Below are 26331 nucleotides of genomic sequence, written 5' to 3' on the forward strand. Positions count from 1 at the left end.
CCCCTGCCGGGCCCGGCGGCCACTCTGTCTCCGCCGGCCCCGTGCCGCGTGCGGGCCGTGCGGGCGGGTGTTCCTCGGCGGCCTCCGGGAACACCCGCCCGCCCCACGGCGAACGGCGCGAACGCGGGCGCTACTTGGTGACGCCCGCGTCCTTGAGGGACTTCTCCCAGTCGGCGACCGAGGACGGGTTGCTGATCGTCCTGTCGTTGATCTTGATCGTCGGGGTCGACTTGACGCCCTTGGACTCGTCGAAGGACTTGCTCATCCTCATCGCCCAGGCGTCGTAGGTGCCCTTCTCCACGGCGTCCTGGAACTTCTTGTTGTCCTTCAGCGCGTCCACCGTGTTCGCCACCTTGATCAGATAGCTGTCGTCGGCGAACTTGTCGGTCGACTCCTCCGGGTGGTACTTCGCGGAGTAGAGCGCGGCCTTGTAGTCGAGGAAGGCCTCGGGGCCGACGTTCAGGGCGGCGCCCAGCGCGCTCAGCGCGTTCTTCGATCCCTCGCCGCTGAGGTTGCCGTCGAGGAAGGTGCCCATGGTGAAGGCCAGCTTGTAGTCGCCGTCCTCCATGCCCTTGTCGACCGACTCACCGACGGTCTGCTCGAACTGGGCGCAGGCGGGGCAGCGCGGGTCCTCGTACAGGTGGACCACGTTGGCGGTCTTGGAGTCGCCGATCAGCACGGTGGTGCCGTTCTTGCCCGAGGTGTTGGCGGGCGCGACCACCCTGGCCTCGGCGGCGGCCTCCCACCGGGTGGGCTTGCTGTTCTGGACGACCGCGTAACCGATGCCGCCGGCCGCCGCGAGGACCGCCACGACCGATGCGGCCACGATCACCTGCCGCCTGGCCTTCGCGCGCTTGGCCTGACGCTCGCGCTCCAGCCGCAGCCGCTCACGGGCCGCCGACTTCGCCGCATTGCTGTTCCGCTTGCTCATGTGGGTGAACTCCCTGTGGGACGCGCACATGTCGTGCGCGGGATGGGTGTGGACTGCTCGTGCTCGTGAGCGCTCGGGAGCCGTGGCTCAGCGAACGCCCGGAGGGGTCACGCGAAGGTGACCGAACACGGCGGTCCGCGCCGTCCCAGGGAGTGGACGAAGAGAAGCGTGCGGGCGGTGACCCCGCGGTGCGCGGTGCGCGTCGGCCGCTGCTTCGCCGGAGCGCGCCGCGGCGTGACGGCGGTGACCGCGAGCAGCAACGGCCGGAAACCGGCGGCGACGGCCGCGCCGAGCAGCTGGGCCAGCGCCCGCTCGCCGCGCCGCAGCCAGGCGGCGGCCAGCAGACCCACACCGATGTGCGCGGCGAGCAGCAGCCAGGCGGCGGCCGGTCCGGTGCCCGGCAGAAGTGTGGCCGCCCGGTCGGTGTCGCCGGCGACCCGCGCCAGCGGGCCGCCGAGGCTGCCGCCGCACAGCACGTCCAGCCCGACCTGGCGCAGCGGGCCCGTGACCGGGCCGCCCGCCTCGCCGTAACAGGCGTGCTGGCCCGTGGTGAACACCGTGTCCGCCGCCAGCTCCAGCGGGATCAGCACGGCGGCGATCCGTCCGAACCCGCGCTCACGGCGGCCCGCCAGCGCGTACGCGACGACGAAGACGGCGGCGGTGATCGCGGCCACGGTGACCAGCGGCAGCGGCGCCCGGGACAGCAGGACGTGCGACGCGGTGCTGAGCGTCACGACGAGTGACGTGAACAGCGCCGCGCGCACGGCTCTGATGCGGGTCCCGGATATGTCCATACCGCTGGAGAGTGTCCCACGTACCCCTGTAAGGGAGTCCTAAAGGGTCCCCGTACGCCGTCCTACAGGCCCGGGATCCGGCCGTTGCGGAACAGGTCCACGAAGATCTGGTGGTCCGCACGCGCGCGTGCGCCGTAGGTGTGCGCGAAGTCCACCAGCAGGGGCGCGAAGCCCTCCTCGTCGGCGGCGATCGCCGCGTCGATGGCCCGCTCCGTGGAGAACGGCACCAGGGACTGGCCGGAGAGGTCGTCCGCCGCCGCGTGCATCGTGGCCGTGGCCCGGCCGAGGTCGGCGACGACCGCCGCGATCTCCTCCGGGTCGTCGATGTCCCCCCAGTCCAGGTCCACCGCGTACGGCGACACCTCGGCGACCAGCTGGCCCGCGCCGTCCAGTTCGGTCCAGCCGAGCCACGGGTCGGCGTGGGCCTGGAGGGCGCGCTGGGAGATCACCGTGCGGTGGCCCTCGTGCTGGAAGTAGTCCTGGATCCGCGGGTCGGTGATGTGGCGGGACACGGCCGGGGTCTGGGCCTGCTTGATGTAGATGACCACGTCGTTCTCCAGGGCGTCGGTGGCGCCCTCCAGCAGGATGTTGTACGACGGCAGCCCGGCCGAGCCGATGCCGATGCCCCGGCGCCCCACGACGTCCTTCACCCGGTACGAGTCGGGGCGGGCCAGGGAGGACTCCGGGAGCGTCTCCAGATAGCCGTCGAAGGCGGCCAGCACCTTGTAGCGGGTGGCCGCGTCCAGCTCGATGGAGCCGCCGCCCGGCGCGAAACGGCGCTCGAAGTCACGGATCTCGGTCATCGAGTCGAGCAGCCCGAAACGCGTCAGCGAGCGCGCGTCGCGCAGCGCGCCGAGCAGCGGGCCCTGCGCGGTGTCCAGGGTGAACGGCGGCACCTCGTCCCGCTTGGCGCCCGCCGCGACCGCGTGGATCCGTTCGCGGTAGGCGGCCGCGTACACGTTCACCAGTTCCGTGATCTGCTCGTCGCTGAGCGCCTTCGCGTACCCGACGAGCGCCACGGAGGCGGCGAAGCGCTTCAGGTCCCAGGTGAACGGGCCGACGTAGGCCTCGTCGAAGTCGTTCACGTTGAAGATCAGGCGGCCCGTGGAGTCCATGTACGTGCCGAAGTTCTCCGCGTGCAGGTCGCCGTGGATCCACACGCGCGAGGTGCGCTCGTCGAGGTAGGGGCCGTCCCCGTCCCCGCCGCCCCACCCGGAGGTCGCCTCGCTCAGATCGTGGTAGAAGAGGCACGCCGTGCCCCGGTAGAACGCGAAGGCCGAGGCCGCCATCTTCCGGAACTTCACGCGGAACGCGGCCGGGTCGGCGGCCAGGAGCCGTCCGAAGGCGGTGTCGAAGACGGCGAGGATCTCCTCGCCGCGTCGCTCGTCGTTGAGCTGCGGAACCGACATCGCTGGGTGCCTCCTGGTGCATGACGAATGGGACGGCTGGTCCGTCCCCTGGGCAACGTCCGGGGGTGCGCGGGAGTGCCCGCGACTCCTTGACGAAAGGTACGGGGGAGAGCCCTCGCCGTGTCAGTGCCGAGGCATAGACTTCGACGCTGTCCCCCAGACTGTCCGCAGCCCGTCGGGGACCGCCGTCGCCCTGTCGTCCGCAGTTCTCCCTGGAGGCCGAAGCCGTGTCAAAGCCGCCGTTCACGCACCTGCACGTCCACACCCAGTACTCGCTGCTGGACGGTGCCGCGCGGCTCAAGGACATGTTCAACGCGTGCAACGAGATGGGCATGACCCACATCGCGATGTCCGACCACGGCAACCTCCACGGGGCGTACGACTTCTTCCACTCCGCGCAGAAGGCCGGGATCACCCCGATCATCGGCATCGAGGCCTATGTCGCCCCCGAGTCCCGGCGGAACAAGCGGAAGATCCAGTGGGGCCAGCCGCACCAGAAGCGCGACGACGTCTCCGGTTCCGGTGGTTACACCCACAAGACGATGTGGGCGGTGAACGCGACGGGCCTGCACAACCTCTTCCGCCTCTCCTCGGACGCCTACGCCGAGGGCTGGCTGCAGAAGTGGCCCCGCATGGACAAGGAGACCATCGCCAAGTGGTCCGACGGGATCGTCGCCTCCACCGGCTGCCCCTCCGGTGAGCTGCAGACCCGGCTGCGCCTCGGCCAGTACGACGAGGCGCTGAAGGCGGCCGCCGAGTACCAGGACATCTTCGGCAAGGACAAGTACTTCCTGGAGCTGATGGACCACGGCATCGAGATCGAGCACCGGGTCCGCGACGGCCTGCTGGAGATCGGCAGGAAGCTCGGCATCCCCCCGCTGGTCACCAACGACTCGCACTACACCTACGCCCACGAGGCGGGCGCCCACGACGCCCTGCTGTGCATCCAGACCGGCAAGAACCTCTCCGACCCGGACCGCTTCAAGTTCGACGGCACCGGCTACTACCTGAAGTCCACCGACGAGATGTACGCCATCGACTCCTCGGACGCCTGGCAGGAGGGCTGCGCCAACACCCGGCTGATCGCCGAGATGGTCGACACCAAGGGCATGTTCGAAAAGCGCGACCTCATGCCCAAGTTCGACATCCCCGAGGGGTACACGGAGGTCAGCTGGTTCCGCGAGGAGACCATGCGCGGTATGCACCGCCGGTTCCCGGACGGCATCCCGGACGACCGCATGAAGCAGGTCGAGTACGAGATGGACACCATCATCTCGATGGGCTTCCCGGGCTACTTCCTCGTCGTCGCCGACTTCATCATGTGGGCCAAGAAGCAGGGCATCGCGGTCGGCCCCGGCCGAGGCTCCGCGGCCGGCTCGATCGTCGCCTATGCCCTCGGCATCACCGACCTCGACCCCATCCCGCACGGCCTGATCTTCGAGCGGTTCCTCAACCCCGAGCGCATCTCGATGCCCGATGTCGACATCGACTTCGACGAGCGCAGGCGTGTCGAGGTGATCCGGTACGTGACCGAGAAGTACGGCGCCGACAAGGTCGCCATGATCGGCACGTACGGCACCATCAAGGCGAAGAACGCCATCAAGGACTCCGCGCGCGTGCTGGGCTACCCCTACGCGATGGGCGACCGCATCACCAAGGCCATGCCCGCCGACGTCCTCGGCAAGGGCATCCCGCTCTCCGGCATCACCGACCCCAGCCACCCCCGCTACTCGGAGGCGGGCGAGGTCCGGTCGATGTACGAGAACGAACCCGATGTGAAGAAGGTCATCGACACCGCCCGCGGTGTGGAGGGCCTGGTCCGGCAGATGGGTGTGCACGCCGCCGGCGTGATCATGTCCAGCGAGACCATCACCGAGCACGTCCCCGTCTGGGTCAGGCACACCGACGGCGTGACCATCACCCAGTGGGACTACCCGAGCTGCGAGTCGCTCGGCCTGCTGAAGATGGACTTCCTCGGCCTGCGCAACCTGACGATCATGGACGACGCCGTCAAGATGGTGAAGTCCAACAAGGGCATCGACATCGACCTGCTGTCGCTGCCGCTGGACGACCCCACGACCTTCGAACTGCTCCAGCGCGGCGACACCCTGGGCGTCTTCCAGTTCGACGGCGGCCCCATGCGCTCCCTGCTGCGCCTGATGAAGCCCGACAACTTCGAAGACATCTCCGCCGTGTCGGCCCTGTACCGTCCGGGCCCGATGGGCATGAACTCCCACACGAACTACGCGCTGCGCAAGAACGGGCAGCAGGAGATCACGCCGATCCACCCCGAGCTGGAGGCGCCGCTCAAGGAGGTCCTGGACGTCACCTACGGCCTGATCGTCTACCAGGAGCAGGTGCAGAAGGCCGCCCAGATCATCGCCGGCTACTCGCTCGGCGAGGCCGACATCCTCCGCCGCGTCATGGGCAAGAAGAAGCCCGACGAGCTGGCGAAGAACTTCACCATCTTCCAGTCCGGCGCCCAGAAGAACGGCTACAGCGACGAGGCCATCCAGGCGCTGTGGGACGTGCTGGTCCCCTTCGCCGGCTACGCCTTCAACAAGGCGCACTCCGCCGCGTACGGACTGGTCTCCTACTGGACCGCCTACCTCAAGGCGAACCACCCGGCCGAGTACATGGCCGCGCTCCTCACCTCGGTCAAGGACGACAAGGACAAGTCCGCGATCTACCTGAACGAGTGCCGGCGCATGGGCATCAAGGTGCTCCCGCCGAACGTCAACGAGTCGGTGCACAACTTCGCCGCCCAGGGCGACGACGTGATCCTGTTCGGCCTGGAGGCCGTGCGCAACGTCGGCACCAACGTGGTCGACGCGATCATCCGGTCCCGCAAGGCGAAGGGGAAGTACGCCTCCTTCCCCGACTACCTGGACAAGGTCGAGGCCGCCGCCTGCAACAAGCGCACCACCGAGTCGCTGATCAAGGCCGGCGCCTTCGACACCCTCGGCCACACCCGCAAGGGCCTCACCGCCCAGTTCGAGCCCATGATCGACAACGTGGTGGCGGTCAAGCGCAAGGAGGCCGAAGGACAGTTCGACCTCTTCGGCGGGATGGGCGAGGAGCAGAGCAGCGAGCCCGGCTTCGGACTCGACGTGCAGTTCACCGACGACGAGTGGGACAAGGCCTACCTCCTCGCCCAGGAGCGGGAGATGCTCGGCCTCTACGTCTCCGACCACCCGCTGTTCGGCCTGGAGCACGTGCTGTCCGACAAGGCCGACGCGGGCATCGCCCAGCTCACCGGCGGGGAGCACGCGGACGGCGCGGTCGTCACCATCGGCGGCATCATCTCCGGCCTCCAGCGCAAGATGACCAAGCAGGGCAACGCCTGGGCCATCGCCACCGTCGAGGACCTCGCCGGCTCCATCGAATGCATGTTCTTCCCAGCGACGTACCAGCTCGTCTCGACCCAGCTCGTCGAGGACGCCGTCGTCTTCGTCAAGGGCCGTCTCGACAAGCGCGAGGACGTCCCCCGGCTCGTCGCGATGGAACTCCAGGTCCCCGACCTGTCGAACGCGGGCACCAACGCGCCCGTGATCCTCACCATCCCCGCCACCCGGGTGACCCCGCCGATGGTCAGCCGGCTCGGCGAGATCCTCACCCACCACAAGGGCGAGAGCGAGGTGCGCATCAGGCTCCAGGGGCCCACCAAGACCACGGTGCTGCGGCTCGACCGGCACCGGGTGAAGCCGGACCCGGCCCTCTTCGGCGATCTGAAGGTGCTGCTCGGCCCGTCCTGCCTGGCCGGCTGACGACGGACCCCGGCGGACCGGGGGCGTGATCGCGCGAGGGGCGCATCCGGAGTTCCGGATGCGCCCCTCGGTGCCATCGGGCTGCGATCGGCCCGTCACACGGATGTCAGTTGTGACCGAAGCGCTTGTGCCGGCCCTTGCGGGCCATGTCGCCGGGGGTCACCGCGGAGACGCTCTGGTCGGCGGTCGACTCCATGGAGGACTGCTGCACCTCCTGCTGACGACGCTCGGACGAGGGCTTACGGTCCTGCTTCTTGTTCTTGGCCATGGTGATCTGCCTCCTGTGGGGGATCTAGGGGCCAGGGCCGCGACCAGATTCACATAGCCCGACACGCCGCGCATGTCGGGGAATCACCGTCCGTGACCACCGTTGTCGCCACCCGCGGCGCGATGGACCGCGCGACCGGCGAACACGCCACGCCGATGATCCAGTTCCGGCCGTTAACCTCCGCGAGGTCGGGCAGACTCGAAGGAAGCCCCAAGGGGGCCTTTCACCATGAGCATCCGACCGGCCGCGCGACCCGGACGGGCATAGTGAAAGGACCCCCAAGCAAACCTCCCGGAAAGAGGGTGGATCGCGTGGACCGCTGCATCGTCCTGGTGGACGCCGGGTATCTGCTCGGCGCGGCCGCCAGCCTCCTCGCCGGGGAACCCTCCCGCTCCCGCATCACCGTCGACCACTCGGCCCTCATCCAGGGCCTGCGCGAACGCGCCGAGGCCGACACCGAGCGCCCCCTGCTGCGCATCTACTGGTTCGACGGCGCCCCCGACCGCGTACCGCAGCCCGAACACCGCAGGCTGCGCGTGATGCCCCGGGTGACGGTCCGGCTGGGCGCGCTGACCCGCAGCGACGGGCGCTGGGCGCAGAAGGGCGTGGACGCCGCCATGCACGCCGAGCTGACCGAGCTGGCCCGCAACCGGGCCTGCTCCGACGTGGTCCTCGTGACCGGTGACGGGGATCTGCTGCCGGGCATGATGGCGGCCAAGGAGCACGGAGTCGCCGTGCACCTGTGGGCCGTGCAGGCCGCCGACGGGGACTACAACCAGTCCGAGGACCTCGTCGCCGAGGCCGACGAACGGCGTGTGCTCGACCGGGCGTGGATCACCAAGGCCGTGCGGGCGAAGGAAGTCGGCGGGATCTGCGCGCCGCCTCCCGTGCCCCGCCCGGAGATCGCCGCGATCCTGTCGGCGCCGCTTCCCGAGTCGGCCCTCGGCGGCGCGGAGCGGACGGCCCCCGAGCCCGAACAGGCCCCCGTGGGGCGCAACGGGGCCGCGGAGCGGGTGCCGGCCGCGGCCAAGGGCGTACCGACGCCGAAGGACCTCGCCGCCCTGCGGGGGCCCGGCGCGCACGCCGCGCCGCCTCCGACGACCGCCACGCTGCGGTGGTCCTCCGACAAGGGGTGGGTGGACCGGCCCGGTGTCGCGGCGGAGTCGCCGGAGGCGGCGGCGATGCCGACGCTGGCGCAGCTGACGTCGGCGGAGCAGCGGTGGGCCGACCGCGAGGAGGACATCACCACGGTCGGCGGCGACCCCTACGAGGTGGGACAGGTGTTCGCCCGGCGGTGGATGTCGCGGCTGACCGACCAGTCCCATCTGCAGAAGCTGTCGGCGATGTATCCGCGGGTGCCGCACCGGGTGGACGGGGAGCTGCTCCGCTACGCGGCGCGGTTCGGGCTCCTTGCGCACAAGGACGACCAGATCGACGAGCACGACCGGTACGCGATCCGGGCCGGGTTCTGGCGGGAGATCGACGTGCGGACGGCCGCGGAGCACGCTCCGGCGGGGGAGTGAGCGCCTCACCGCTCGGGCCTGCCCGTTCACGGGCGGCCGCCGGCCCGCGGTGGCCGGTCGCGCGGTTCCCTGTGCCCCGGGAGGGGTGACCCGGAGACGATTCGGTGCCCGGGACCCCGTAGGCTCGTCCCTCGTGAGTACGCGTTCGGCACAGGCGGTTCGGCATGACGGGGACGTCGTGTGTGCCGTGCGGGGCCTCACCAAGACCTATCCGGCGACCCGGGGGCGGCGCGGGGCGCCGGGAACCCCCGAGGTACGGGCCAACGACGCGGTCGGTCTCGAGATCCGGCGCGGGGAGATCTTCGGACTGCTCGGGCCCAACGGGGCCGGCAAGACCACCCTCGTACGGCAGCTGACCGGGCTCATGCGGCCCGACGACGGCACCGTCGAGATCCTCGGACACGACATCGTCCGGCACCCGGAACGGGCCTCCCGCATCCTCGCCTACCTGGGCCAGGAGTCGACCGCGCTGGACGAGCTGACCGTGGCGCTGGCCGCCGAGACCACCGGACGGCTGCGCGGCCTCGACGTCCGGGGGGCGCGCGCCGAGCGGGACGCCGTCCTGGACGAACTCGGGCTCGGCCAACTCGCCTCACGGCCGCTGAAGAAGCTGTCCGGAGGACAGCGGCGGCTCGCCTGCTTCGCCACCGCCCTCGTCGGCGAGCGGCCGCTGCTGGTGCTGGACGAGCCGACCAGCGGCATGGACCCCGTCGCCCGCCGGTCCGTGTGGGCGGCCGTCGACCGGCGGCGCGCCGAGTCAGGCACCACCGTCCTGCTGGTCACCCACAACGTCATCGAGGCCGAGACCGTCCTCGACCGGGTCGCCGTTCTCGACCGGGGGCGGGTCATCGCCTGCGACACCCCGGCCGGACTCAAGGAGAAGGTCGCCGGCGAGGTCCGTGTCGAGCTGGTGTGGCGCGAGCGGGCCCCGCTGGAGGTGCCCGAGGTCGCCGCGCTGCTGCCCCGGGCGGTGGAGTCCGGGCGCCGCTGGACGCTGCGGCTCGCACCGGAGGAGGCGCGCGCGGTGGTGGCCACCGTCACCGGCGGCGCCGCCTTCGTCGCGCTCGACGACTTCACGCTGGCCACACCGAGCCTGGAGGACGTCTACCTGGCCCTCGGCGGCAGCGCGGGCCACGCACAGGGCCTGGTCAAGGCGTGACGGGCACGGGCATGGGCGGCCGGGCGGCGGCCGGTGCGGGTGTGAACGCCAGGGCTGCCGCAGCCGTACGAGAATGGGCGTTCAGCCGAAGCGCGAAGGAGCAGCCCGACGTGAGTGTCGTACCCGCCGAGGCCCTGCCGGGCAGTGCCCTGGCAGCCGGGGAGCGTGGGGAGCGGGAGGCCGCCGAGCTGGGGCCCCGCGCCCGGCTGTGGCCCTCCCTCGCCGCCGTGTACCGGGCGCAGCTCTCCCGGGCCCGGGTCGCGCGGATCCCGCTGCTGTTCGTCGCCACCTTCCAGTCGGTCGGGATCATGATCCTGATGCGTGGAGTGGTGGACGGCGGAGCCGAGGCACGGGCCGTCGTCGCCGGTTCGTCCGTGCTCGTCGTCGCGTTCGTGGCGCTGAACCTGCTGGCGCAGTACTTCGGGCAGCTGCGGTCGAGCGGCGGGCTCGACCACTACGCGACCCTGCCGGTGCCGCCCGCGGCCGTGGTGCTGGGCGCCGCGGGCGCGTACGCGTCGTTCACCGTGCCGGGGACCGCGGTCACCGCGGTGTTCGGGTGCGTGCTGTTCGGGCTGCCACTGGCCCATCTGTGGGTGCTCGCCGCGGTGATCCCGCTCGCCGGGGCCGCCCTCGCCGGGCTCGGCGCCGCGCTGGGCCTGCTCGCCCCGCGTCCCGAACTCGCCACCGTCCTCGGGCAGCTGGGCATGTCGGCGGCGCTGCTGCTGGGCGTGCTCCCGGCCGACCGGATGCCGGCCCTGATCCGGTTCGCCCGCGACCTGCTGCCCTCCACCTACGGTGTCGAGGCCTTCGCGCGGACCTTCGGGCCGAACCCCGACTGGGCGTTCGTCCTCGGTGATCTCGCCGTGTGCGCGGGGGTCGGTGTCGTCTCGCTCGCCGTCGCCACCTGGGCGTACCGCCGGGCCGCCGTCCGGTGACGCGCCGCACGGCCGCGCCTGGCACGATGTCAGAGTGACCGCACCGTTTTCCTCGCCTCCGCCGCAGCCGCACCACCACCAGCCGCCGACCGACCCCTGGGCCCCGCCGCCCACCGGCGGACAGGGCGTGGGACACGCGTGGCACGAGCCGGACGGGCCGTCCGGGCCCGGGCTGGGAAGGGAACTGCTGGAGGCCGCCGTCGTCACGGTGGTCATGACGCTGGTCGGCGGGGCGCTGCTCGGGGTGCTGTGGTGGTGGCTCGCCCCGCATGTGCCGCTGGTCTCCGACGGGTCGTCGGTCTACTTCGAGGACACCGAGGGAGAGCAGGCCGTCGGGGTCGACGGAACGTTCACGCTGCTCGCCGTGGGGATGGGCGTGCTGAGCGCGCTCGCCGTGTTCCTCGTGCGGCGGCGCGGGGGTGTGCCGCTGGTCGTGGCGCTCGCCGTGGGCGGGCTGCTGGGGGCCGTGGTGGCATGGCGGCTCGGCGTGTGGCTCGGGCCCGGCACGGACGTGGCGGCGCGGGCGAAGGAAGTCGGGCGGGGGGTGACCTTCTCCGCGCCGCTCAAGCTGGCGGCGAAGGGGGCGTTGCTGGCATGGCCGCTGGCGGGGTTGCTGGTGCACCTGGGGTTGACCGCGCTGTTCGGGCCACGGGATCCCGAGCCGTTCGAGGAGTACGAGGGCGCCAAATAGCTCGGGGTGCGGGGAACTGCGCGAGAAACCGCAATGAACCCGCACCCGCCCAAACCCACCCGCACTCCCGGGCTGTGTGGCGTCCTACGCGCGAGCGATAGGCGCCGACGTAGCCCCCGTCAACGCCAGCAGATCCCCCGGCGCAAGCTCGACCTCCAAGCCCCGGCGCCCCGCCGAGACGCAGATCGTGGCGTGGCCGGAGGCCGACGCGTCCAGGACGATGCGGAGCTTCCTGCGCTGGCCCAGCGGGGAGATGCCGCCCCGGACGTACCCCGTGGTGCGTTCGGCGAGCAGGGGGTCCGCCATCGCCGCGCGCTTGCCGCCGACCGCCGTCGCCAGCGCCTTCAGGTCCAGCTGGCCCGCGACCGGCACCACGGCGACGACCAGCGCGCCGTCGACGTCCGCGACAAGGGTCTTGAAGACGCGCTCGGGCGAGACGCCCATCGCCTCCGCCGCCTCCTCGCCGTAGGAGGGGTGGGACGGGTCGTGCTCATAGGCGTGGACGGTGAACCCCACGCCCGCCGCCGTCAGCGCCACCGTCGCCGGAGTGCCCCCCGCCTGCTGCTTCTTCGACTTCTTCGCCATCCCAGCCCGTTCCCGGTAGCCGTGTCCTGGAGCCGCCCTCAGTTGAGGCTCGTCGGACCCCGCGTCAGTTCCGACGCGGGCAACGACGGCAGACTACGGATGATGGCGCTCTCGGCGCGCAGGAGTTTCAACTCGTCGCGCAGCCGGGACGCCGTGTCGGGGGCCTGGAGGAGCCGCTGCTTGGCCGGGGTGTCGAGCATCATCGCCGCGGCGACCAGATACGACACCACGGCAGGCTCGTCGGGAAGGTCCGCGCCCGTCGACAGCGACCGCTCCCGCGCGCCGGCCAGACGCTTCTGGTACTGCCGGAAGGCCCGCAGCACGCCCTCCGCGAGCGCGCCCGCCTCGTCGCCGGGCGCCTCCGGGAGTTCCTCCAGATCCGCCACGAGGAACGGGCCGGTCGTGTCCAGGGAGAGCAGCCGTACCCGGTTCGTGCCGGTGGCGAGCACCTCGAACGTGCCGTTGTCGCGTTCCCGGATGGTGGCCGCGTCGGCGATGCAGCCCACGGAGTGGAAGGCCTTGGCGGGGTCGTCGCCGAATCCGGCCGTCGGGCCGCGCTCCGGGAGCGCCGTCGGGTCCGGCATGCCGGGTGCGCTCGGCGCGACCTCGTGGCCGTCGCGGATGGCGACGACGGCGAAGCGGCGTGGTTCGTCCTCGGGGGTCTTCAACAACTCGCGCATCATGGCGCGGTAGCGCTCCTCGAAGATGTTCAGAGGAAGCACGAGCCCCGGGTACAACACCGAGTTCAGGGGGAAGAGCGGCAGTCGGACGGTGGTCACGAGGCCAGAGCCTAGTCGGCGTCGGGGCGCGCGCGTTCGCTCGTACTCGTTTGTGACCTTGCCGCGGGTCTCCCGGCGCGCTTCCCGGACCTCGTCAGCAGCGGCATCGATGACGCCACCTCCAGCCGTACGCCGTCCCGGAGTTGGAGGAACTGGCCCAGCGGGTCGCCCGACACCCGGTCCCAGGGGAACGAGGTGGCGTACGGGCCGATCCTGCGCAGTTGTTCCAGGGCGTCCCGCCAGCGTTCGAGGCGCACCAGGACGTAGGTGAGGAGGTTGCGGACCTCGGCGGGCCACGGGTCGCCGGGCTCGTACTCGGCGGAGAGCGCGATCGCGCGGTCCGCCGCCTCGTCCAGCCGGGCGCGCCGCACCCCGGGGCCGCCGCCCTCGACGAGATGGGCGAAGGCCGCCCGCACGGGAAGGGCCTGGACGAGGGAGCCGGGCAGGGCGTCCTCGGCGGCCCGTTCGGCGAAGTCGAAACACTCGCGGTCCGAGCCGTACCAGGCGGCGGAGAGGTACTTCAGGGCCGATACATGACAGCCGTAGTGGTGCGGGGAGCGGCGCACCGCCTCCGCCCACAGCCGCTCGAAGCCGGTACGGGCGACGCCGGTGCCCCGGGCCTGGTCGAGGGCGATCCGCCACGGCACGGGGTCCCGCGGCTCGCGCTCGGCGGCCGCCATGATCAACGGACCCGCCTCGCGCAGCGGTTCCACCCTGGCGGGGGAGTGCCGGCCGCGGGCCACCGCCAGCTCGGCCCGGACCAGCAGGGCGTCCGGGTCGTGCGGGGCGGCGCGCCGCCAGTTCCGCAGCCACTCGTCACGCGCCCGGGCGAAGGCGGCGAGCCGCAGCACGTACCGGTCGCGGTTCTCCCACTCCGCCGCCTCACGCGTCATCGCGAGAAGCCCGGCCACGGGGGCGTACTCACCCCGGCCGGCCGCGACCAGCACGGGCGCGAGCCGCTCGTCGGGGGCGTCGAGCAGCACCTCGTCGTCGGCCGGCAGACCGTCGGCGAGCCCCGAGGTGTACCTCACCATCCGGGCCGTACGCACGAGCGCGCGCAGCAGGTCCATTGGCGCGCCCCCTCTGCGCCCGGCCGGTACCGCTCCGCGCGGACCGGTGCCCACCGTCCCCGGTACAGCGGTCGACGGCGGTGTCGTGGTCGATGGTCCGGTGGGAAGACGGCGGCGGAACGGCTCGGGTTGTGCCTCTTCACAACCTTTTCAGTTCCTGCTCAGCAGCCGCGTGGCACCCGCGGCGACCGTCGTCGCGAGGATCCAGCCCAGCAGGATCACCACCACGGCCAGCCACTGCCAGGCGCCGCGCAGCTGCCAGTAGCCGACCTGGCCGAGGTCGATCACCGGGAGCAGCAGATCCAGGGCGAACAGGGACGGGCTCCAGTGCGGATGCTCGCCGCTCTTGATCGGCGGATGGTCCGCGTGGGAGAAGGCGTACGAGGCGAGCGCCCACAGCAGCGCCATCCATACGACGGCCCGCCCCGGCCGGTACCCGTACGCCACCGTCCAGTCCTGCGCGTAGCCCCAGAGCTTCGCCGCGAGCGGCAGGTTCTCCCGCCGGTGGCGCTGCTTGGCGAGGAGCACCTCGCGGGCGCCCTCGTCGTCGCCGCTGGCCCGCAGCACGGTGGCGAGCCGCTCGTACGGCTCCGGCTGGTACTCGGGGGTCGCCGCCGCCACCCACTCCAGCCGTCCGGCGAGCGGGAACCGGTCGCGCGGTACGAGGTTCTCGTACTGGAAGCCGCCCATCTGGAGGTTGCCCGGTCCCGGCCAGCTGTCCGCCCGGTCGATGAGGACGCCGACGCGGGCGCCGGACAGCACGACCTTGCCGCGCTCCGGTCTCTCGCCGAGGAAACGCAGCTCGGGCACCTGGACCCGGCGCAGCGACAACTCCTGTTCATCCGTGAAGGTGAACCTGGCACGCTCCAGGTCGACGGCGTCCCCGAAGCGCCCGTCGTCCAGCCGGATCCCGCCCTGGCACTCGAACCGCTGGACGCGGGTGCCGCGCGCGGGCGTGCTGCCGCTGGTGAAAAGCGGATTGCCGACGCCGGCGGGGGTCAGATAGAGGGTGCGCTCGACGGTCAGCTGGGGCGCGTTCAGGGCGAGGCGGCCGTAGGGGTTGGCGAGCCGGCTGCCGCGCAGGCTGAGCGAGGCGCCCACGGTCGCGCCGCGCAGGCTCAGCTCGCCGTGCGACTCCAGCATCTCCGCCTGCACGTCCTGGGCGACGCTGAGGCCGTCGGCGGAGAGGGAGCGGCCGTGCCGGTCGCGGTAGACGATGGCCTGGTTGAGCAGCAGATCGGTGCCGATCTGCGCGTCGGCGAGCCGCACCCCGTTGTGGAAGCGGCAGCGCGGCAGATGCAGATCGCCCTCCGTGTGCAGCCGGGCCGCCTCCAGACGCGGCACCGAGCAGTCCACCAGCCGCACGGTGGTGAACCGGGCCTCCGGCACCAGGATCTCCTTCTCGAAGCGGCAGGCCCGCATCTCCACGTACGGCACCACCTGACCGCCGGCCAGCTCCAGGACGCCCTTGATCTGCACGCCGACCAGCTTGAGCGCGGACACCCGGCCGGCCAGCGCCGGCGGCCCGTCCAGCAGCAGCCAGGCCACGATCCGCGCCCGTACCGTCCGCTCCGGGCCCCAGGGGTGGCCGCCGTGCGGATCGTCCTCGGCGGTGTCGCCGCTGCGGAGGTCGTACACGCTGCCGTTGCGGAATGCCTGCCACATACCGGCCTCGGCGGCGGTGAGGTCGTCCGGGAGGTCTCCTTCGTCCCGGATGGCGGCACCCTCGCTCACGGCTCTTCCTTCCTGCGTCTCCGCCACTCCCGTGTATCGCACAACAGTTCATGCTGGTGATGCCCGCTGAGTGACGCCCCGAACGCTAGACGTGAAGAGGATCTTCCGGGTTTCTCACGCCGACGCGTATCAGCCATTGGAACGTGCGGACGGTCGCCCTCCGAGGTCTGAGAGAATTGGGCATGTGATCTCCCGAATCGATCTGCGCGGCGACGCCCTCCCGAAGGGACCCGCCCTGCGCGACCTGCTGCCCCGAGCCGACTTCGACGTCTCGGCCGCCCTGGAGAAGGTGCGTCCGATCTGCGAGGCCGTGCATCATCGCGGGGACGCGGCGCTGATCGACTTCGCCGAGAAGTTCGACGGCGTACGCCTCACCTCCGTGCGGGTCCCGGCCGAGGCCCTCACGGAGGCGCTGGACCGGCTCGACCCGGCCGTCCGCGCGGCCCTGGAGGAGTCCATCCGCCGCGCCCGCCTCGTCCACCGCGAGCAGCGCCGCACCACGCACACCACCGAGGTCGTGCCCGGCGGCACCGTCACCGAGAAGTGGGTGCCGGTCGAGCGCGTCGGCCTCTACGCCCCCGGCGGCCGCTCGGTCTACCCCTCCTCCGTGATCATGAACGTGGTCCCGGCGCAGGAGGCGGGCGTCCCCTCGATCGCGCTGGCCTCGCCCGCGCAGGCCGAGTTCGACGGACTGCCGCACCCCACGATCCTCGCCGCGTGCGCCCTGCTCGGCGTCGACGAGGTGTACGCGGCCGGCGGCGCCACCGCCGTCGCGATGTTCGCGTACGGCACCGAGTCCTGCCCGCCCGCCAACATGGTCACCGGCCCCGGCAACATCTGGGTGGCCGCCGCCAAGCGGTACTTCACCGGCGTCATCGGCATCGACTCCGAGGCCGGCCCCACCGAGATCGCGGTCCTCGCGGACGACACCGCCGACCCGGCGCACGTCGCCGCCGACCTGATCAGCCAGGCCGAGCACGACCCGCTCGCCGCCGCCGTCCTCGTCACCGACTCCGTCGCACTCGCCGAGGCCGTCGAGAAGGAGCTGGGCCCGCAGGTCGAGGCCACCAAGCACATCGAGGACCGGATCCGCCCCGCCCTCGCGGGCCGCCAGTCCGCGATCGTCCTGGTCGACGGCATCGACGAGGGCCTGCGGGTCGTCAACGCCTACGGCGCCGAACACCTGGAGATCCAGACGGCGAACGCCGCGGCGGTCGCCGAGCGCGTCGTCAACGCGGGCGCCATCTTCCTCGGACCGTGGGCGCCGGTCTCGCTGGGCGACTACGCGGCGGGCTCCAACCACGTGCTCCCGACCGGCGGCTGCGCCTGCCACTCCTCCGGTCTGTCCGTCCAGTCCTTCCTGCGCGGCATCCACATCGTCGACTACACGCAGGAGGCGCTGGCCGACGTCGCGCACCACGTGGTCACGCTGGCGGAGGCGGAGGACCTGCCCGCCCACGGCGCGGCGATCAAGGCGCGGTTCGACTGGAAGGTACCTGGACAGTGAGCTTCGGAATCGACGATCTGCCCGTCCGGGACGAGCTGCGCGGCAAGAGCCCCTACGGCGCGCCCCAGCTCGACGTCCCGGTACGGCTGAACACCAACGAGAACCCCTACCCCCTGCCCGAGCCGCTCGTCGAGCGGATCACCGAGCGGGTGCGCGAGGCGGCACGGAACCTCAACCGCTACCCCGACCGGGACGCGGTGGAACTGCGGACCCGCCTCGCCGAGTACCTGACGCGGACCTCCGGGTTCGCCGTGGACGTGAGGAACGTCTGGGCGGCCAACGGCTCCAACGAGGTGATCCAGCAGCTGCTGCAGACCTTCGGCGGACCCGGCCGCACGGCCATCGGCTTCGAGCCGTCGTACTCGATGCACTCCCTCATCGCGCGCGGCACCGGCACGGGCTGGATCTCCGGCCCCCGGGGCGACGACTTCACGATCGACCTCGCGGCGGCCGAGCGGGCCATCGCCGAGCACCGGCCCGACGTCGTCTTCGTCACCACCCCCAACAACCCCACGGGCAACGCGGTCCCCCAGGAGACGGTCCTCGCCCTGTACGAGGCCGCCCAGGCGGCGAAGCCGTCCATGGTCGTCGTCGACGAGGCCTACATCGAGTTCAGCCACGGCGACTCCCTGCTGCCGCTGCTCGAAGGACGGCCGAATCTCGTCGTCTCGCGCACCATGTCCAAGGCCTTCGGCGCCGCCGGACTGCGCCTCGGCTACCTCGCCGCGCACCCGGCGGTCGTGGACGCGGTCCAGCTCGTACGGCTGCCCTACCACCTCTCCGCCGTCACCCAGGCGACCGCCCTGGCCGCCCTGGAGCACACCGACACCCTCCTCGGCTATGTCGAGCAGCTGAAGGCGGAGCGGGACCGGCTGGTCGCCGAGCTGCGCGCCATCGGCTACGACGTCACCGAGTCCGACGCCAACTTCGTGCAGTTCGGGACATTCGACGACGCGCACAAGATGTGGCGGAAGATCCTCGACCGGGGCGTCCTGGTCCGGGACAACGGCGTACCGGGGTGGCTGCGGGTGACCGCCGGAACCCCGGCCGAGAACGACGCGTTCCTCGACGCGGTACGTGAACTATGGAGCTATGTGGGGGACACCCCCACACCCCCGGAGGAGCAGAGCGCATGAACCGCGTTGGACGCGTGGAGCGGGTCACCAAGGAGACGTCGGTCGTCGTCGAGATCAACCTCGACGGCACCGGCCGCACGGAGATCTCCACCGGGGTCGGCTTCTATGACCACATGCTCGACCAGCTCGGCCGCCACGGACTGTTCGACCTCACCGTGAAGACCGACGGCGACCTGCACATCGACTCCCACCACACCATCGAGGACACCGCCCTCGCGCTGGGCGCCGCATTCAAGCAGGCCCTCGGCGACAAGGTGGGCATCTACCGCTTCGGCAACTGCACGGTCCCGCTGGACGAGTCCCTCGCCCAGGTCACCGTCGACCTCTCCGGCCGCCCGTACCTCGTGCACACCGAGCCGGAGAAGATGGCGCCGATGATCGGCGAGTACGACACCACGATGACCCGGCACATCCTGGAGTCCTTCGTCGCCCAGGCCCAGATAGCGCTGCACGTCCACGTCCCGTACGGGCGCAACGCCCACCACATCGTCGAGTGCCAGTTCAAAGCGCTGGCCCGCGCTCTGCGCTACGCCTCCGAACGCGACCCCCGCGCGGCCGGGATCCTGCCCTCCACGAAGGGCGCCCTGTGAACAGCCTCTCGACCATCCTGATCGTCGTCGGTCTGTTCCTGGTCGGCGGGATCATCTCCTTCGTCAAGCAGCAGATGCCGAAAGGCCTCATCGTGCTGCTGTCCATCGCCGCCGCGATGTGCCTCGTCGCGGGCGTCATGAGGCTGGAGGTGTGGAATTGAGCACCGAGAACGCGGGGAGGACCACCTCCCCGAAGCGCGTGGTCGTCTTCGACTACGGCTTCGGCAATGTCCGCTCCGCCGAGCGCGCCCTCGCGCGCGTGGGAGCCGACGTCGAGATAACGCGTGACTTCGACAAGGCGATGAACGCGGACGGGCTGCTGGTGCCCGGCGTCGGCGCCTTCGCCGCCTGCATGAAGGGCCTGAAGGAGGCGCGCGGCGACTGGATCATCGACCGCAGGCTCGCCGGTGGACGCCCGGTCATGGGCATCTGCGTCGGCATGCAGATCCTCTTCGCGCGCGGCATCGAGCACGGCGTGGAGACCGAGGGCCTCGACGAGTGGCCCGGCGCGGTCGAGCCGCTCCAGGCCGAGATCGTGCCCCACATGGGCTGGAACACCGTCGACGCGCCGGCCGGCTCCGAGCTGTTCGCGGGCCTGGACGCCGACGCCCGCTTCTACTTCGTGCACTCCTACGCCGTCCACGACTGGGCCCTGGAGACGCACAACCCGACGATCACCGCGCCCAGGGTCACCTGGTCGACGCACGGCAAGCCCTTCGTGGCGGCCGTCGAGAACGGCGCCCTGTGGGCCACGCAGTTCCACCCCGAGAAGTCCGGCGACGCCGGAGCCCAGCTGCTGAACAACTGGATCGGAACCCTGTAGACCATGGCAAAGCTCGAACTCCTTCCCGCCGTCGACGTCCGTGACGGCCAGGCCGTCCGCCTCGTGCACGGCGAGTCCGGCACGGAGACCTCCTACGGCTCCCCGCTGGAGGCCGCCCTCTCCTGGCAGCGGGCGGGCGCCGAGTGGCTGCACCTGGTCGACCTGGACGCCGCGTTCGGCACCGGCGACAACCGCGAGCTGGTCGCCGAGGTCACGCGGGCGATGGACATCAAGGTCGAGCTGTCCGGAGGCATCCGGGACGACGCCTCCCTGGCGAAGGCCCTCGCCACCGGCTGCACCCGAGTGAACCTCGGCACCGCCGCCCTGGAGACCCCCGAGTGGGTCGCCAAGGTCATCGCCGAGCACGGCGACAAGATCGCGGTGGGCCTCGACGTCAAGGGCACGACCCTGCGCGGCCGCGGCTGGACCCGCGACGGCGGCGACCTCTACGAGACGCTGGAGCGCCTCGACAAGGAGGGCTGCGCCCGGTACGTCGTCACGGACATCGCCAAGGACGGCACCCTCCAGGGCCCCAACCTGGAGCTGCTGCGCAACGTCTGCGCGGTCACCGACCGCCCGGTCGTGGCGTCCGGCGGCGTGTCCTCCCTCGACGACCTCCGCGCCATCGCCGAGCTGGTACCCCTCGGTGTCGAGGGCTCCATCGTCGGGAAGGCCCTGTACGCGAAGGCGTTCACCCTGGAAGAGGCCCTGGAGGCTGTGTCGTCATGACGTCCGATGCCGTGCGGCGGGTACAGAGCGGGAGTCCCTGGGAGGAGTCCTTCGGCTCCGCGCGTGCCGTCGCGGCGGGCGACCGCGTGCTGGTGGCGGGCACCACGTCCTTCAGAGGCGATGTGCTCTACGGGGAGGGCGACCCGTACGAGCAGGCCAAGGTGGCCTTCACCAGCGCGATCGAGGCGCTCGGTGAGTTCGGACTCGGCGCCGAGTCCGTGATCCGGACGAGGATGTACCTCGCGCATCTGCGGGACGTCGACGCGGTCGGGCGGGCCCACAGGGAACTGTTCGAGCCCGTGCGTCCCGCCGCGACCCTGCTGGTCGTGGACGGTTTCTTCGACCCGCGCGTCCTCGTCGAAGTGGAAATCGAAGCATTCAAAGGCCAGAGGCCTTCCTGAAGGAGCCGTGGATTCATGACCCTGGCGGTCCGAGTCATCCCCTGCCTGGACGTGGACAACGGCCGGGTCGTCAAGGGAGTCAACTTCCAGAACCTGCGCGACGCGGGCGACCCCGTCGAGATGGCCAAGGTGTACGACGCCGAGGGCGCCGACGAGCTGACGTTCCTGGACATCACCGCGTCCTCCGGCAACCGCGAGACCACCTACGACGTGGTGCGCCGCACCGCCGAGCAGGTCTTCATCCCGCTGACGGTCGGCGGCGGCGTCCGCACCGCCGAGGACGTCGACAAGCTGCTGCGGGCGGGAGCGGACAAGGTCGGCGTGAACACCGCCGCGATCGCCCGCCCCGACCTGATCCGCGAGATCGCCGAGCGCTTCGGCCGGCAGGTCCTGGTCCTCTCGGTGGACGCCCGGCGCACGGAGTCCGGGTCCTTCGAGGTCACCACCCACGGCGGACGCAAGGGCACCGGCATCGACGCCGTCGAGTGGGCCCACCGGGCGGCCGAGCTGGGCGCCGGGGAGATCCTGCTCAACTCCATGGACGCGGACGGCACGAAGGACGGCTACGACCTGGAGATGATCGCCGCCGTCCGCAAGCACGTCACGGTCCCCGTCATCGCCTCCGGCGGTGCCGGCAGGCTCACCGACTTCCCCCCGGCCATCGCGGCCGGCGCCGACGCCGTCCTCGCCGCCTCGGTCTTCCACTTCGGGGACCTCCGCATCGGCGAGGTCAAGAACGCGCTGCGGGAGGCGGGCCACCCGGTGCGGTGACACCAGCCGGTCCCGAGGCGAGCCCCGGTCACCCGGTGACCGGGGCTCACCCGCGCCCGGGGGCGCGCGTACGGGCGGGGGAGCCGGAGCGGAAGCGGGTCAGATACCCAGTTGCTTCGTCTCGTGGAGCCTGGCGATCGCCTCCTTCTCGCCCTCCAGCTCCACGTCGGCGACCTGCTGGCGGCCGTAGAGGAACAGCAGCAGCTCCGAGGGCTCGCCGGTGACCGTGACGACCGGCGTCCCGCGGTGGGCGACCGCGGTCTGCCCGTCCGGGCGGCGCAGGACCAGGCCGGTGGGGGCGCCGCGGCCCATGAGCCGGGCGGTGCGCTCCAGCCGGGACCAGAGCGCGTCCTGGAAGACATGGTCGAGTTCGCGCGGCGACCAGTCGGCCTGGGCGCGGCGGATGTCCTCGGTGTGGACGTAGAACTCGATCGTGTTGGACGCCTCGTCGATCTGCTTCAGGGAGAAGGGCGAGAAACGCGGGGGGCCGGTACGGATGAGCTGGATCAGCTCCTCGAACGGCTTCGCGGCGAACTCCTCCATCACCCGGTCCAGGCGGGAGGCGAGCTGCTTGATGAGGATGCCCCCGGCGGCGTCGGGGCGGCGCTCGCGCACCACTACGTGCGCGGCCAGGTCCCGGGTCGTCCAGCCCTCGCACAGGGTGGGCGCATCAGGGCCCGAGGTCTCCAACAGGTCGGCGAAAAGGAGCCGTTCACGCTTGGCATGGGTCGACATGCCGCCAGCCTACGACCGGCGGCCCCGGCCGCCCAGCGCAGGTGCCGCAGACGCGCCAGGGCCGGGACGGCGCAGGGCGCGGTACCGGCTCGCGCGGGGCCGTCGTCCACACGGGAGTTGTTCGTACGACGATAGGGTCCGGCCTGTGGACAACGGGCGGGGCGGATCGCCGCGGCGCGGCACAATGGCACGCATGACCAGCACGCCGTCCCCCAGCAGCCCCAGCGGTCCCGGAGCCCCGAGCGGCCCCGGCGGGCTGGACCCCGAGATCGCCGCGCGCCTCAAGCGCAGCGCCGACGGGCTCCTGCCCGCCATCGCCCAGCAGTACGACACCGGCGAGGTGCTCATGCTCGGCTGGATGGACGACGAGGCCCTCCACCGCACCCTCACCACCGGACGCTGCACCTACTGGTCGCGCAGCCGCCGCGAGTACTGGGTCAAGGGCGATACTTCCGGCCATGTCCAGTGGGTGAAGTCGGTCGCCCTGGACTGCGACGCCGACACCGTCCTCGTCAAGGTCGACCAGATCGGCGCCGCGTGCCACACCGGCGCCCGCACCTGCTTCGACGAGGACGTCCTCAAGCCCGTCGAAAGCGGCGCCGATTCCGGCGTACCGCCACTGGATCAGTAAGGTCAGCCGCCATGGACCTCGAGACCTTCCGCAAGCTGGCCTCCGACCGCCGTGTCATCCCCGTCAGCCGCAAGCTCCTCGCCGACGGGGACACCCCGGTCGCGCTCTACCGCAAGCTCGCCGCCGAGCGCACCGGCACCTTCCTCCTGGAGTCGGCGGAGAACGGCCGCACCGCGTTCCAATGGTCTCGCTACTCCTTCGTGGGCGTCCGCAGCCACGCCACCCTCACCGCCCGGGACGGCCAGGCGCACTGGCTCGGCACCCCGCCGGTCGGGGTCCCGGTCGACGGCGACCCCCTCGCCGCCCTGCGCGCCACCATCGAGGCGCTCCACACCCCGCACCACGAGGGCATGCCCCCCTTCACCGGCGGCATGGTCGGCTACCTCGGCTACGACATCGTGCGCCGCCTGGAGAAGATCGGCACCGGCGAGCAGGACGACCTGCGGCTGCCCGAGCTGACCATGCTGCTGACGAGCGACCTGGCGGTCATGGACCACTGGGAGGGCTCGGTCCTGCTGATCGCCAACGCCATCAACCACAACGACCTGGACACCGGCGTCGACGAGGCATACGCCGACGCCGTCGCCCGCCTCGACGCCATGCAGGCCGACCTCGGCCGGCCCGTCGCCCAGCCCCCGGCGGCCCTCCCGCCCTCGGAGCTGCCCGAGTACACCGCGCGCTGGGGCGGCCCCGACTTCCAGGAGGCCGTCGAGGACATCAAGGAGCGCATCCGCGCGGGCGAGGCCTTCCAGGTCGTCCCCTCCCAGCGCTTCGAGACCCCGTGCACGGCGAGCGCGCTGGACGTCTACCGGGTCCTCAGGGCGACGAACCCCTCCCCGTACATGTACCTGTTCCGGTTCGACGGCTTCGACGTCGTCGGCTCCTCGCCCGAGGCCCTGGTCAAGGTCGAGGACGGACAGGCCATGGTCCACCCCATCGCCGGTACCCGGCACCGGGGCGCCACCCCGCAGGAGGACCAGGCCCTCGCCGACGAACTGCTCGCCGACCCCAAGGAGCGCGCCGAGCACCTCATGCTCGTGGACCTGGGGCGCAACGACCTGGGCCGGGTCTGCGAACCGGGCTCCGTCGAGGTCGTCGACTTCATGTCCATCGAGCGGTACTCCCATGTCATGCACATCGTCTCGACCGTCACCGGCCGGGTCGCCGCGGGGCGTACCGCGTTCGACGTGCTGACCGCCTGCTTCCCCGCCGGTACCCTCTCCGGCGCCCCCAAGCCGCGCGCGATGCAGATCATCGACGAGCTGGAGCCCTCCCGACGCGGCCTGTACGGCGGCTGCGTCGGCTATCTGGACTTCGCCGGCGACTCGGACACCGCCATCGCCATCCGCACGGCCCTGCTGCGCGACGGCACGGCATACGTCCAGGCCGGCGCCGGCATCGTCGCCGACTCCGACCCCGTCGCGGAGGACACCGAGTGCCGCAACAAGGCGGCGGCGGTGCTGCGCGCCGTGCACACGGCGAACCGGCTCGGACAATAGGGCGCTTCTCACGTCCGCCCCGGGTGCCGACCCACCCGTGGCGCAGGCGATAGTGGAGTACGTGACCGCAGTACCTCACCCCCGTTCCGAGTCCGCGTTCGTCCGCTCCGGCCGACGCAGCCTCGCCCTGGCGTTGCTGAGCGGCGCGCTCGGCGCCGCCGTCGCGCTGCTCGCCACCCGCCAGCGCTGGTCCGAGGGCACGGCGTCGGTGGCCGGCGGCGCCTTTCCACTGACCGCCAAGGGCAGCGACGTCACGGGCGTGCCCGCGGCCCTCGCCGTCGTGGGCCTCGCCGCGCTCGTCGCCGTCTTCGCCGTCCGCCGCTCCGGGCGCGTCCTGGTCGCCGTGCTGCTCGCCCTCTCCGGCGCGGGCACCATCGCCGCGGCGCTGTTCGGCGCCTACGACAGTTCGGCGCTCGACGACAAGGCCGCCGAGGCCTCCGGCGACGCCTCCGCCACCGTCGGCACGCTCAGCCACACCGGCTGGCCGTACGTCGCCGCGGTCGGCGGCGCCCTCATCCTGCTGGCCGGGCTGCTCGCCCTCCGGTACGGACGGCTGTGGCCCGCGATGTCCGGCCGCTACGAGCGTGACGGCAGGCCCCGGCAGCGCAAGGCCGAGCCGGTGGACCCCGACCGGCCCGAGGACATGTGGAAGGCCCTGGACCGGGGCGAGGACCCCACCGGCCGGGACCCGGCGTAGACCGCCGGAGCGCCGCCGGCAGAGCGGCACGGCGACCCGTCGCCGGGCCGGGCCGGGCGGGGAGGACCCCCGCTCAAGGCACCCGAGGGCGTACGGGACAATGGACGACGAGCGTCCGACTCACCACAGGCATCGAGCGACACGCATCGAGCACTCGCATTGAGCAACTGAGCAACTGAGCAACGAGGAGCAAAGTCATGGCGGGCAGCAGCCACGGCCACACCCCGGCCGCCTGGACCGGCGTCACCATCGCCTTCATCGGATTCTGCGTCTCGGGCGCCTACATGGTGATGGCCGAACCGCTGGGATTCTGGGCGGGCATGGTCATCGTCCTGCTCGGCGGTGTGGTCGGCCTGATCATGAAGTCGATGGGCCTCGGCCAGACGAAGTCGGCGCACGGCGACGACTGGTCCGGCGCGGCGACGGAGGCCAAGTCCATCACCGGCGAGCCCGCCACGGCCAAGAGCTGACGCAACCGCGCGGGGCGGTCCGGTGCGCCGCAGGGCGCCCCGACCGCCCTTCTCGCGCGCGCGTGGCGCGCGCCGGGCACAATGCGGTGTGTGAACGCCGAGCCCCGGCCAGCCGCGCCGTCCCCGCACGCCGAACAGGTCACCCCGGCCCCCGGCGGGGTGCTGCGGCGCCTCTGGGCGCCGACCGCCGCCCTCGCGGCCGTCGGCGGGGCCTTCGCGTATGTCGCCGCCGTTGACCCCAACGAACCCGGCCACTACCCCGTATGCCCGCTCTGGCGCTTCACCGGCCTGTACTGCCCCGGCTGCGGCGGGCTGCGCAGCGCCCACGCCTTCGCCCACGGGGACCTCGCCACCGCCCTCACGGACAACGCGCTCGCGGTGGCCGCCTTTCTGGCCTTCGCGGTGCTGTGGACCGCTTGGGCGGTGCGGGCGGCACGGGGACGCCCGATGCGGCTCGAACTCCGCCCTGTGGGGCTGTGGGTGCTCGGCGTGTCGGTGCTGGCCTTCACGGTTGTCCGGAACCTGCCGTTCGGGGGAGGGCTGCATCCTTGATCGCGCCGGGAGGGTCCAGGTGGTGGGACCGCCGTCAACCGGATGCGAGAGCTGTGCCCCGGTCCGGCTACCATCGCAGTGAACTGCCAGGACCCTGTGAAGCGCTCGACAGCCGGAAAACGACTGTCGGACGTTGTCACCGACC

At 71.7% G+C, this 26331-nt stretch carries 27 protein-coding genes; 18 read left to right on the plus strand and 9 right to left on the minus strand.

The window, feature by feature from the left end; translation table 11 throughout:
* Window positions 1–130 precede the first annotated feature (130 nt).
* The 3 genes from AC067N_RS01580 to AC067N_RS01590 form a co-directional block, all read right to left on the minus strand.
* Window positions 131–931 (minus strand): DsbA family protein, encoded by an 801-nt coding sequence (locus AC067N_RS01580; protein ID WP_478676850.1) that lies wholly within the window; start codon window positions 929–931, stop codon window positions 131–133.
* Window positions 932–1038: 107 nt separating this feature from the next.
* On the minus strand, window positions 1039–1725 hold the full coding sequence (locus AC067N_RS01585) for a hypothetical protein (protein WP_478676851.1): 687 nt from the start codon (window positions 1723–1725) through the stop codon (window positions 1039–1041).
* Between the two features lie 62 nt (window positions 1726–1787).
* Window positions 1788–3134 carry a DUF2252 domain-containing protein gene (locus tag AC067N_RS01590; RefSeq protein ID WP_478676852.1) on the minus strand — a complete coding sequence of 449 codons (1347 nt, stop codon included), beginning with the start codon at window positions 3132–3134 and terminating at the stop codon, window positions 1788–1790.
* Window positions 3135–3361: 227 nt separating this feature from the next.
* Between AC067N_RS01590 and dnaE the strand changes: the two genes are divergently transcribed.
* Entirely contained in the window at window positions 3362–6901 is a 3540-nt protein-coding gene (dnaE, locus tag AC067N_RS01595; protein ID WP_478676853.1) for a DNA polymerase III subunit alpha, read from the plus strand.
* Between the two features lie 106 nt (window positions 6902–7007).
* Here the strand turns inward: dnaE and AC067N_RS01600 are convergent, their stop codons facing one another.
* Window positions 7008–7169 (minus strand): hypothetical protein, encoded by a 162-nt coding sequence (locus AC067N_RS01600; RefSeq protein WP_478676854.1) that lies wholly within the window; start codon window positions 7167–7169, stop codon window positions 7008–7010.
* Window positions 7170–7480: 311 nt separating this feature from the next.
* On the opposite strand from AC067N_RS01600, the gene AC067N_RS01605 reads away from it, so the two are divergent.
* From AC067N_RS01605 to AC067N_RS01620, 4 genes are all read left to right on the plus strand, one after another.
* Window positions 7481–8692, plus strand: coding sequence for an NYN domain-containing protein (locus tag AC067N_RS01605; protein ID WP_478676855.1), 1212 nt, complete (start codon window positions 7481–7483; stop codon window positions 8690–8692).
* A gap of 178 nt (window positions 8693–8870) precedes the next feature.
* Window positions 8871–9851, plus strand: a complete 981-nt coding sequence (locus tag AC067N_RS01610) for an ABC transporter ATP-binding protein (protein WP_478677172.1) — start codon at window positions 8871–8873, stop codon at window positions 9849–9851.
* A gap of 110 nt (window positions 9852–9961) precedes the next feature.
* Window positions 9962–10786, plus strand: coding sequence for an ABC transporter permease (locus tag AC067N_RS01615; RefSeq protein WP_478676856.1), 825 nt, complete (start codon window positions 9962–9964; stop codon window positions 10784–10786).
* A 34-nt stretch (window positions 10787–10820) separates the two neighbouring features.
* Complete coding sequence (locus tag AC067N_RS01620; RefSeq protein WP_478676857.1) at window positions 10821–11477, plus strand: DUF2567 domain-containing protein; 657 nt, start codon at window positions 10821–10823, stop codon at window positions 11475–11477.
* A gap of 84 nt (window positions 11478–11561) precedes the next feature.
* Here AC067N_RS01620 and ybaK read toward each other — a convergent pair whose 3' ends face one another.
* The 4 genes from ybaK to AC067N_RS01640 all read right to left on the minus strand — a co-directional run bounded on the left by ybaK (window position 11562) and on the right by AC067N_RS01640 (window position 15645).
* Window positions 11562–12062: a Cys-tRNA(Pro) deacylase gene (ybaK, locus tag AC067N_RS01625; RefSeq protein ID WP_478676858.1), complete on the minus strand. Its 501-nt coding sequence runs from the start codon at window positions 12060–12062 to the stop codon at window positions 11562–11564.
* 38 nt (window positions 12063–12100) lie between these two features.
* Window positions 12101–12841, minus strand: coding sequence for an LON peptidase substrate-binding domain-containing protein (locus tag AC067N_RS01630; protein ID WP_478676859.1), 741 nt, complete (start codon window positions 12839–12841; stop codon window positions 12101–12103).
* An 11-nt stretch (window positions 12842–12852) separates the two neighbouring features.
* A complete protein-coding gene (locus AC067N_RS01635) occupies window positions 12853–13911 on the minus strand; it encodes a hypothetical protein (RefSeq protein ID WP_478676860.1) in 1059 nt (352 codons plus the stop codon).
* Window positions 13912–14061: 150 nt separating this feature from the next.
* Window positions 14062–15645: an oxidoreductase gene (locus tag AC067N_RS01640; RefSeq protein WP_478676861.1), complete on the minus strand. Its 1584-nt coding sequence runs from the start codon at window positions 15643–15645 to the stop codon at window positions 14062–14064.
* Window positions 15646–15829: 184 nt separating this feature from the next.
* Here AC067N_RS01640 and hisD point away from each other — a divergent pair, with 184 nt between their 5' ends.
* Genes hisD through hisF form a run of 8 tightly spaced genes read left to right on the plus strand, consistent with a single transcriptional unit; the run spans window position 15830 to window position 21602 of the window.
* Window positions 15830–17152: a histidinol dehydrogenase gene (gene hisD / locus AC067N_RS01645; RefSeq protein ID WP_478676862.1), complete on the plus strand. Its 1323-nt coding sequence runs from the start codon at window positions 15830–15832 to the stop codon at window positions 17150–17152.
* Window positions 17149–18288 carry a histidinol-phosphate transaminase gene (locus AC067N_RS01650; RefSeq protein WP_478676863.1) on the plus strand — a complete coding sequence of 380 codons (1140 nt, stop codon included), beginning with the start codon at window positions 17149–17151 and terminating at the stop codon, window positions 18286–18288. The genes hisD and AC067N_RS01650 overlap by 4 nt, the downstream gene beginning before the upstream one ends.
* Entirely contained in the window at window positions 18285–18878 is a 594-nt protein-coding gene (gene hisB, locus AC067N_RS01655) for an imidazoleglycerol-phosphate dehydratase HisB (RefSeq protein WP_055512118.1), read from the plus strand. The genes AC067N_RS01650 and hisB overlap by 4 nt, the downstream gene beginning before the upstream one ends.
* A complete protein-coding gene (locus AC067N_RS01660) occupies window positions 18875–19039 on the plus strand; it encodes a hypothetical protein (RefSeq protein ID WP_055711383.1) in 165 nt (54 codons plus the stop codon). The genes hisB and AC067N_RS01660 overlap by 4 nt, the downstream gene beginning before the upstream one ends.
* Window positions 19036–19701 (plus strand): imidazole glycerol phosphate synthase subunit HisH, encoded by a 666-nt coding sequence (hisH, locus tag AC067N_RS01665; protein ID WP_478676864.1) that lies wholly within the window; start codon window positions 19036–19038, stop codon window positions 19699–19701. The genes AC067N_RS01660 and hisH overlap by 4 nt, the downstream gene beginning before the upstream one ends.
* 3 nt (window positions 19702–19704) lie before the next feature.
* A complete protein-coding gene (gene priA / locus AC067N_RS01670; protein WP_478676865.1) occupies window positions 19705–20430 on the plus strand; it encodes a bifunctional 1-(5-phosphoribosyl)-5-((5-phosphoribosylamino)methylideneamino)imidazole-4-carboxamide isomerase/phosphoribosylanthranilate isomerase PriA in 726 nt (241 codons plus the stop codon).
* Complete coding sequence (locus AC067N_RS01675; protein WP_478676866.1) at window positions 20427–20831, plus strand: RidA family protein; 405 nt, start codon at window positions 20427–20429, stop codon at window positions 20829–20831. Before priA ends, AC067N_RS01675 begins: the two co-directional genes overlap by 4 nt.
* Window positions 20832–20846: 15 nt before the next feature.
* Window positions 20847–21602, plus strand: a complete 756-nt coding sequence (gene hisF / locus AC067N_RS01680; protein ID WP_478676867.1) for an imidazole glycerol phosphate synthase subunit HisF — start codon at window positions 20847–20849, stop codon at window positions 21600–21602.
* Window positions 21603–21701: 99 nt separating this feature from the next.
* On the opposite strand, the gene AC067N_RS01685 is transcribed toward hisF, so the two are convergent.
* Window positions 21702–22337, minus strand: coding sequence for a TIGR03085 family metal-binding protein (locus tag AC067N_RS01685; RefSeq protein ID WP_478676868.1), 636 nt, complete (start codon window positions 22335–22337; stop codon window positions 21702–21704).
* Between the two features lie 193 nt (window positions 22338–22530).
* On the opposite strand from AC067N_RS01685, the gene hisI reads away from it, so the two are divergent.
* The 5 genes from hisI (at window position 22531) to AC067N_RS01710 (ending at window position 26186) form a co-directional block, all read left to right on the plus strand.
* Entirely contained in the window at window positions 22531–22968 is a 438-nt protein-coding gene (hisI, locus tag AC067N_RS01690) for a phosphoribosyl-AMP cyclohydrolase (protein ID WP_478676869.1), read from the plus strand.
* 11 nt (window positions 22969–22979) lie between these two features.
* Window positions 22980–24467, plus strand: a complete 1488-nt coding sequence (locus AC067N_RS01695; protein ID WP_478676870.1) for an anthranilate synthase component I — start codon at window positions 22980–22982, stop codon at window positions 24465–24467.
* Between the two features lie 52 nt (window positions 24468–24519).
* Window positions 24520–25164, plus strand: coding sequence for a TIGR02234 family membrane protein (locus tag AC067N_RS01700; protein ID WP_478677173.1), 645 nt, complete (start codon window positions 24520–24522; stop codon window positions 25162–25164).
* Between the two features lie 197 nt (window positions 25165–25361).
* Entirely contained in the window at window positions 25362–25634 is a 273-nt protein-coding gene (locus AC067N_RS01705) for an HGxxPAAW family protein (RefSeq protein ID WP_478676871.1), read from the plus strand.
* Window positions 25635–25715: 81 nt separating this feature from the next.
* Window positions 25716–26186 (plus strand): DUF2752 domain-containing protein, encoded by a 471-nt coding sequence (locus AC067N_RS01710; RefSeq protein ID WP_478676872.1) that lies wholly within the window; start codon window positions 25716–25718, stop codon window positions 26184–26186.
* Window positions 26187–26331 lie beyond the last annotated feature (145 nt).

Source organism: Streptomyces sp. NPDC042364, assembly GCF_056437585.1.